This is a genomic window from Neoroseomonas rubea, assembly GCF_016106015.1.
In the GTDB taxonomy this organism is placed as follows: Bacteria; Pseudomonadota; Alphaproteobacteria; order Acetobacterales; family Acetobacteraceae; genus Neoroseomonas; species Neoroseomonas rubea.
The window spans coordinates 1-6,192 of sequence record NZ_JACADQ010000253.1; the positions used below are offsets into that span (position 1 = coordinate 1).

At 70.6% G+C, this 6,192-nt stretch carries 9 protein-coding genes; 5 read left to right on the forward strand and 4 right to left on the reverse strand.

Annotated elements, in window-relative coordinates; genetic code table 11:
* The first annotated feature begins 37 nt into the window (after positions 1-37).
* The 4 genes from HW577_RS18640 to HW577_RS18655 all read left to right on the forward strand — a co-directional run bounded on the left by HW577_RS18640 (position 38) and on the right by HW577_RS18655 (position 2,924).
* Positions 38-160 carry a glycine zipper domain-containing protein gene (locus HW577_RS18640; protein WP_332837762.1) on the forward strand — a complete coding sequence of 41 codons (123 nt, stop codon included), beginning with the start codon at positions 38-40 and terminating at the stop codon, positions 158-160.
* A 25-nt stretch (positions 161-185) separates the two neighbouring features.
* A complete protein-coding gene (locus HW577_RS18645) occupies positions 186-992 on the forward strand; it encodes an alpha/beta hydrolase (RefSeq protein ID WP_198377646.1) in 807 nt (268 codons plus the stop codon).
* A 122-nt stretch (positions 993-1,114) separates the two neighbouring features.
* The gene (locus HW577_RS18650; RefSeq protein ID WP_198377647.1) at positions 1,115-1,786 is read left to right on the forward strand and encodes a hypothetical protein; all 672 of its coding nucleotides are present in this window, start codon (positions 1,115-1,117) and stop codon (positions 1,784-1,786) included.
* Positions 1,787-1,862: 76 nt separating this feature from the next.
* Complete coding sequence (locus tag HW577_RS18655) at positions 1,863-2,924, forward strand: alcohol dehydrogenase (RefSeq protein WP_198377648.1); 1,062 nt, start codon at positions 1,863-1,865, stop codon at positions 2,922-2,924.
* Positions 2,925-3,011: 87 nt separating this feature from the next.
* Here the strand turns inward: HW577_RS18655 and HW577_RS18660 are convergent, their stop codons facing one another.
* On the reverse strand, positions 3,012-3,515 hold the full coding sequence (locus HW577_RS18660; RefSeq protein ID WP_198377649.1) for a cupin domain-containing protein: 504 nt from the start codon (positions 3,513-3,515) through the stop codon (positions 3,012-3,014).
* A 68-nt stretch (positions 3,516-3,583) separates the two neighbouring features.
* Between HW577_RS18660 and HW577_RS18665 the strand changes: the two genes are divergently transcribed.
* Positions 3,584-4,174: a cysteine dioxygenase family protein gene (locus HW577_RS18665; protein WP_198377650.1), complete on the forward strand. Its 591-nt coding sequence runs from the start codon at positions 3,584-3,586 to the stop codon at positions 4,172-4,174.
* A gap of 59 nt (positions 4,175-4,233) precedes the next feature.
* On the opposite strand, the gene HW577_RS18670 is transcribed toward HW577_RS18665, so the two are convergent.
* The 3 genes from HW577_RS18670 to HW577_RS18680 all read right to left on the reverse strand — a co-directional run bounded on the left by HW577_RS18670 (position 4,234) and on the right by HW577_RS18680 (position 5,987).
* A complete protein-coding gene (locus tag HW577_RS18670) occupies positions 4,234-5,070 on the reverse strand; it encodes a CHAP domain-containing protein (protein WP_198377651.1) in 837 nt (278 codons plus the stop codon).
* A gap of 279 nt (positions 5,071-5,349) precedes the next feature.
* Positions 5,350-5,700, reverse strand: coding sequence for a RidA family protein (locus HW577_RS18675; protein WP_198377652.1), 351 nt, complete (start codon positions 5,698-5,700; stop codon positions 5,350-5,352).
* 80 nt (positions 5,701-5,780) lie between these two features.
* The gene (locus HW577_RS18680; RefSeq protein ID WP_198377653.1) at positions 5,781-5,987 is read right to left on the reverse strand and encodes a hypothetical protein; all 207 of its coding nucleotides are present in this window, start codon (positions 5,985-5,987) and stop codon (positions 5,781-5,783) included.
* Positions 5,988-6,192: the final 205 nt, after the last annotated feature.

Sequence of the window (6,192 nt, forward strand, 5' to 3'; positions counted from 1 at the left end):
TGGGGTTCAAGCGCGTGCTCCTCGGGTCTGGGCGGCGATCGGTGCGGGCGTGGGGGCGCTTGCGGGGTCCGCGAGCGCCGATGCCGGCCGCGGGGCCCTGATCGGGGCGGGAGTCGGCGCCCTGGCCGGGGCCGCCGTCGGCAGCCAGCCCTGCGAATGACGAGGACGCGGCGCCGCGCGCCCCCATGTATCGCCGCATGCTTGCCGCCATCACCATCGTCGCCGCGATCCCGCTGCTGCTCACCGGCGCCCTCTGGGCGGGGCAGGAGCGGCTGATCTTCCTGCCCGACCCGCGCCCGCTGATCGCGCCCGAAGGCTGGCGGCGGGAGGTGCTGCGCACCGATGACGGCCTCGACCTCGCATTCCTCATCGCGCCGGGCCGGCCGGGCATGCCCGTCGTGCTGCATTTCCACGGAAATGGCGGCAATGCGGGGGACCGCAGCGGGCTCGGAACCGTGCTGAACAGCGCTGGGCATGGCGTTGTTCTTGCGGAATACCGCGGCTATGGCGGCAATCCCGGCCGACCGGGGGAGGAAGCCTTCGCGCGCGATGCCGCCGCGATGCTCGCCTGGACCCGCCAGCGCTTCCCCGGCGCGCCGATCGTGTTGTGGGGGGAAAGCCTCGGCACGGGCGTGGCGACGCGGCTTGCCGAAGGGCGGGCGGACATCGCGGCGGTGCTGCTCGAAAGCCCCTTCACCTCGGTCGCGGACATGGCGCGGGAGACCTACCCCTTCCTGCCCACCGGCCTGCTGCTGCGCCACCCCTTCGAGAGCCTGTCGCGGCTGCCACGCATTGCCGCGCCGGTGCTGGTCGTGGCGAGCGAGACCGACCCCATCACGCCGGCCGCCCATGCGCGGCGCATGGCGGAAGGTGCGCGGGATGGGCGGCTCGTGATGCTGCCGGGGCCGGCGCATCCGGCCATCCTGAACGGCGGGACGGGGGAGGGGCTGCGCGCGGCGCTGGACTTCCTCGCGCGCGCAGCGCCGCGCTGACGCGCGGGCCCACCACGCGACTCTTGCCGCGAAGGTTGCGTGCTCGGTAGCCTTCTCTCCCAGGGGTTGGGTGTGGCGTTAAGGCGGCAGGCTCCCCATCCCAGGCAAGGCGGGAGGCCGGAATGTCGCAGACGCAGGCGCAGGGCGGGACGCAGCTGTTCGGCCAGGATTTCTGGGGCGGCGTCTGCGGCTTCGTCTCGGTCATCCACGCGCTGCTGCTCAAGCGCGGCGGCAATGCGCTGCAGGGGCTGAGCCAAGCCGAGCTCGAATACAATGTCGGACTATCGCTGCTCGCCTTCCTGAAGTTCATCCGGAGCAACAAGCCGGTCGCCGACGAGATCGTCGCCTTCACCCAGAGCTTCGGCGGGGTACATGCGAAGAAGACGATCGAGACACTGATCCGCGAGTGCGAGCTGAAGATCGCCGAGCTCACCGCGCCGCGCGCGACGGGCCTCAAGAAGACCGGCGAGGATGGCTGGGGCATCGGCATGACCAAGGCCGCGCTCGTCGCCTACATCAACTGGCTCGGCCTGACCTGCGTCGAGCGGCCGGGCGGGATGGACTGGACGCAGGCGAACCTGCGCCCGTACCGGAACTGCGTCGTCGGGGTGGGCAACAAGCTCGACAAGGGCGGCACCTATGCCGGGCTGCGCCACTGGGTCTACGTCAACGAGGCGGGCGTGATGTACAACTGGGGGAAGGAGACGCCGCTCGGCGATACCGGCGACCGGCCCTATCCCGAATACGACCAGACGCACACCTACATCGTCGCGGTGCTCGAGATCCGGGGCTGACGCACGGCCACTCTCTTGACCGGCCCCGCCGCGCGCGGTCGGATGCGGCCAGCGAAAAGCAACCGGAGGAAGCGCCATGCGGGCCTGGGCCGTCGTCGAAACGGGCAAGCCGCTCAAGGAACTCGAACTGCCCACGCCGGAGCCGACCGGCAAGCAGGTGCTGCTCGAGATCACCCATGCGGGCGTGTGCCATTCCGACCTGCATATCTGGGAAGGCGAGTACGACCTCGGGTCCCGCGGCAAGATGCGGCTGACGGACCGCGGCGTGACGCTGCCGCTGGCCATGGGCCATGAGATCGTCGGCCGCGTCGTGAAATGGGGGCCGGAGGCGAATGGCGCGGGGCTGAAGGTCGGCGACCACATGATCGTCTTCCCCTGGGTCGGCTGCGGCAAGTGCCGCGCCTGCACCTCGGACGAGGACAATATGTGCCTCACGCCGCGCAGCCTCGGCGTGTACCAGAATGGCGGGTATGCCACGCACGTGCTGGCACCCGAGCCGCGGCACCTGGTGCCCGTGGGCAGCCTCGATCCCTCGCTCGCCGCGACCTATGCCTGTTCGGGCATCACGGTGTTCAGCGCCATCAACAAGGTGATGCCGCTGCCGGCGGACGAGCCCATCGTCGTCGTCGGCGCGGGCGGCCTCGGCCTGAACGCGATCGCCGTGCTGCGGGCCAAGGGCCATCGGCGGATCGTGGTGGTGGACGTGGCGCAGGGGAAGCTGGATGCCGCGCGGGCCGAGGGCGCGACCGACACCGTGCTCGCCGATGGCCCGGACACCGCCAAGAAGATCATCGAGGCCGCCGGGGGGCCGGTTGCCGCGATCATCGACCTGGTGAACGGCACCGACACCTCGCGCTTCTGCTTCGACTCGCTGCGCAAGGGCGGGAAGCTGGTGCAGGTCGGCCTGTTCGGCGGGGAGATGTCCGTCCCGCTGCCGCTGGTGCCGATCCGCGCCCTGACGATCCAGGGATCCTATGTGGGCAATGTGAAGGAGTTGCGGGAACTGGTTGCCATCGCGCAGTCCGGCGCGCTGCCCGCCATCCCGATCACGAACATGCCCCTGAACCAGGCCGATGCCGCGCTGAACCGGCTGAAGGACGGCAAGGTCGTCGGCCGCATCGTGCTGACCGCGGCCTGACGCCCCGCGCACGGCCAGCGGCCGGGCGCCCGGAGAAAAAAGGGAGGGGGCTCGGGGGAGGTTCACCTCCCCCGGTCTTATTCTTCTTCAGCGCGACGGGTAAGGCCGCCCCGTGACGGGATCGCATCCCGGAGCCGGCGTCGCCGCGATGGCGTGCATCGCGCGCTCGCGTTCCCCCGGCGCCCCGTGCAACTGGTCCGGCGGTGCCGAGCCCTCGGGATAGGCGCCGACGACGAGGAGATCCTCGCTCCCGCCCAGGTTCATATGCCCGCTGCCCGCCGGCAGCACGGCAACGTCCCCCGCGGCGAGATCCACCTGCACGCCGCCTTCGCCGCCGAGCAACACACGTACATGGCCTGAGGCGACGGCGAGCGCCTCATGCGCGTTCGAATGGTAGTGATGCCAGGGATGGATGCCGCCGCGCCAGGCCGGGCGCCAGCCATGGCGGCGGAACAGCGCCTCGGCGGCCTCGGGCTCGCCGGTGGGCAAGGCGCCGCGGTGCAGCAGCACTGGCAGGCGCGGATTGTTCGGCACTGCCTGCCCGGCGGGGAGGAAAAGCAACTCCGCGCCGTCCGTCCTGTGCTCGTGCATCGCCTGGTTTCCTTGCCGCGTGGAAATGCCTTGCCCATGATGGTGGCGAAGGACGGAGGATCGCCACCATGACCGACATCAAGCCACTGCGCGACTTCATCCGCGACATGACGCGACTGGCCGATGAGGCGGCGACGGAGCAGCGCTGGCTGACCGAGGGCGCGGCGCTGCTGCGCCGCCTAGTGGCGAAGGATGACTGGCTGCCCGAGGATTGCGCCGTCCCCGGCCCCCGCTACCGACAGTACCTGCTGCATTGCGACCCGCTGGAGCGGTTCTGCGTCGTCTCCTTCGTCTGGGGCCCAGGGCAGAAGACGCCGGTGCACAACCACACGGTCTGGGGCCTCGTGGGGATGCTGCGGGGGGAGGAAGTCTCGACCGAGATGCGCCCCGGCGCGCCCATGACGCCCGGGCAGGTGGACCGTCTGCGGGAGGGGGAGGTGGTCGCCGTCAGCGCGAACACCTACGACATCCATGTGGTCGAGAACGCACTGGCCGACCGCGCGAGCATCTCCATCCACGTCTATGGCGGGAACATCGGCGCGATCGCGCGCAGCGTCTTCGATCCCGATACGGGCGCCACGAAGCGCTTCGTGTCCGGCTACGACAATGCCTCGGTGCCAAACCTGTGGGACCGGAGCCGGGAGATGGCAGCCGCCTGAAACACGAAGGGCCGCCCCGGCGATCCGGAGCGGCCCTGTCGCGATCGGGGCGCGGCGCCTCAGCGGCGGGGGGCCGGCGCCTGCGCCACTTCCTCGAGGCTGAGGCTCGCGGCCTGCGCCGCGTTGACGCGCAGCGGCGCGGTGCCGCCGGCGAGCATGGTGCCGCCGGTCGGGTCCGGGCGGTTGTGAATGAAGCCGTAGACCGGATAGGGGCGGCCGTAGTTCTCGCTGCTGTGGCCGACCTGGACGCGCACCTGGGTCCAGTCATTGGCTGGGGAGACGTCGATGACCGAGACGCCGCGCATGATCGAGCCGCGGCGGATGCCCGGGCCACCCCAATTGGCATGGTGGATCAGGACCTCGCGGTTCGAAACGACCTGCTCGACCACGGCCACGTGGCCGGCGCGCATGCCGCCCGAGCCGGGGAAGGCCATGACCGATCCGACTTCGGGACGGTTGCCGCGGGCATAGAGGCCGGCAGCGTTGTACCACCAGTCGCGGCCATTGCCGCTAATCGCCATGCCGGTTGCCTGGCGGGCGTAGGGCACGCAGGAGATGCCGCCGCCACCGCCGCCGCCCCGGAAGGCGGTCACGCGGCTGGAGCGGCCGATCGAGACGGTCTGCACCGCGCCGTTGCGGCCGCGCTGGACGGAACCGCGCCGCGTGGCGTCCGCCTGACGATCGGCCGAGGCGCGAGCAGGCGCGGCGGCGGTGCGGCTGGGCGTGGTGGTGCGGGCGGGAGCTGCGGCCGGACGGTTGGTGGCGGGTGCCGCGGCGGCACGAGACGGCTTGTTCGCCTGCCGGGCGTCGGTGGTGCGGGCTTCCGCGCCCTCGGACAGGAAGCCAACGCCGCCCAACAGGATCGCGAATGCGATCGCCGCGCCTCTTGCCTTCATGTGCCCCCAAGCCCCCTTGGTGATTCTTGCCGAGCGGGTTCACCCCTCGTCAGTAACCACCGGGTATCAACGCGGGCAGGAATGTGACAACCCGCACTCCTGTTACCGGGCGAAATCCGATGTGATTTCCCTGAACGACGGGGCTCGTAGCGGCGGTAACGGGATTGCATTCCCAGGAATCGGGCAGGTTTTGGACGGGGCCACAGTGTGGTGGCCAAAAAACAACAACGCCCGGGCCTTGGGCCCGGGCGCTGCCAAACGCGTGAGGAAAGGATTCCCTCAACGGCAGGCTGTGATCATGATCTCCACCAGGTGGCGCGGGTCGGCCATGTTCGCCTCGACGCAGGCGCGGGCAGGGGCCATGCCGGCCGGGACCCAGGCGGTCCAGAGCTCGTTCATCGCGCCGCGGTCGCGGATGTCCTTGAGCCAGATCTGGGCCGAGAGCATGCGCGTCTTGTCCGTGCCGTTGGATTCGAGCGCCGCGTCGATCTTGGCCAGGACCTCGGCCGTCTGGCCCTTGATGTCCTTGGACAGATCGTCGGCGGTGATGCCCGCGAGGTAGACGAAATTGTGGTACTCGACCGAAGTCGAGAGGATCTGGTTGGTGCCCTGGCGGGTGATCTTGCTCATGCCGGCCGCTCCTTCGCGATGTGCGCCATGCGGCGCCGCCCGCTTCTAGAACAGGATTCCGCGCGCGGGAATGTCCCCTGTCAGCGCTTGTCCTTGCCGGCGATCGCCGCGCAATGGGGGCAACCGCCCTCCGCACCCTTGCCGGTGGCGCAGCCCTTCACATCGGCGTCAGGGCCGCAGGCTTCGGCGGTCAGAGGTTCGGCCCGCTTGGCGAAGGCCGCGCGCGTCGCGCCGGCGATCAGCAACATGGGCAGGGCGGTGGCGGCGAGGCGGCGGGTAGTGTCCATGGCGTGATCCTGCACGCAGCGTGGCCCCGACGCGAGGAAAGGCTTCAGGGCGCGTCATCTGCCCGGTGGCGCCCGCCGCAGAGCGTGCACCGGGGCGGCGCCGGTGGCAGCGCGGCCTGCAAGGCCTCGCAGGCGACGAAGCGGCCGCCGGGATCGCCGCAATGGCGCGGCGCACGCGGCAACTCGGCCAGGGCCGCGGCATCGG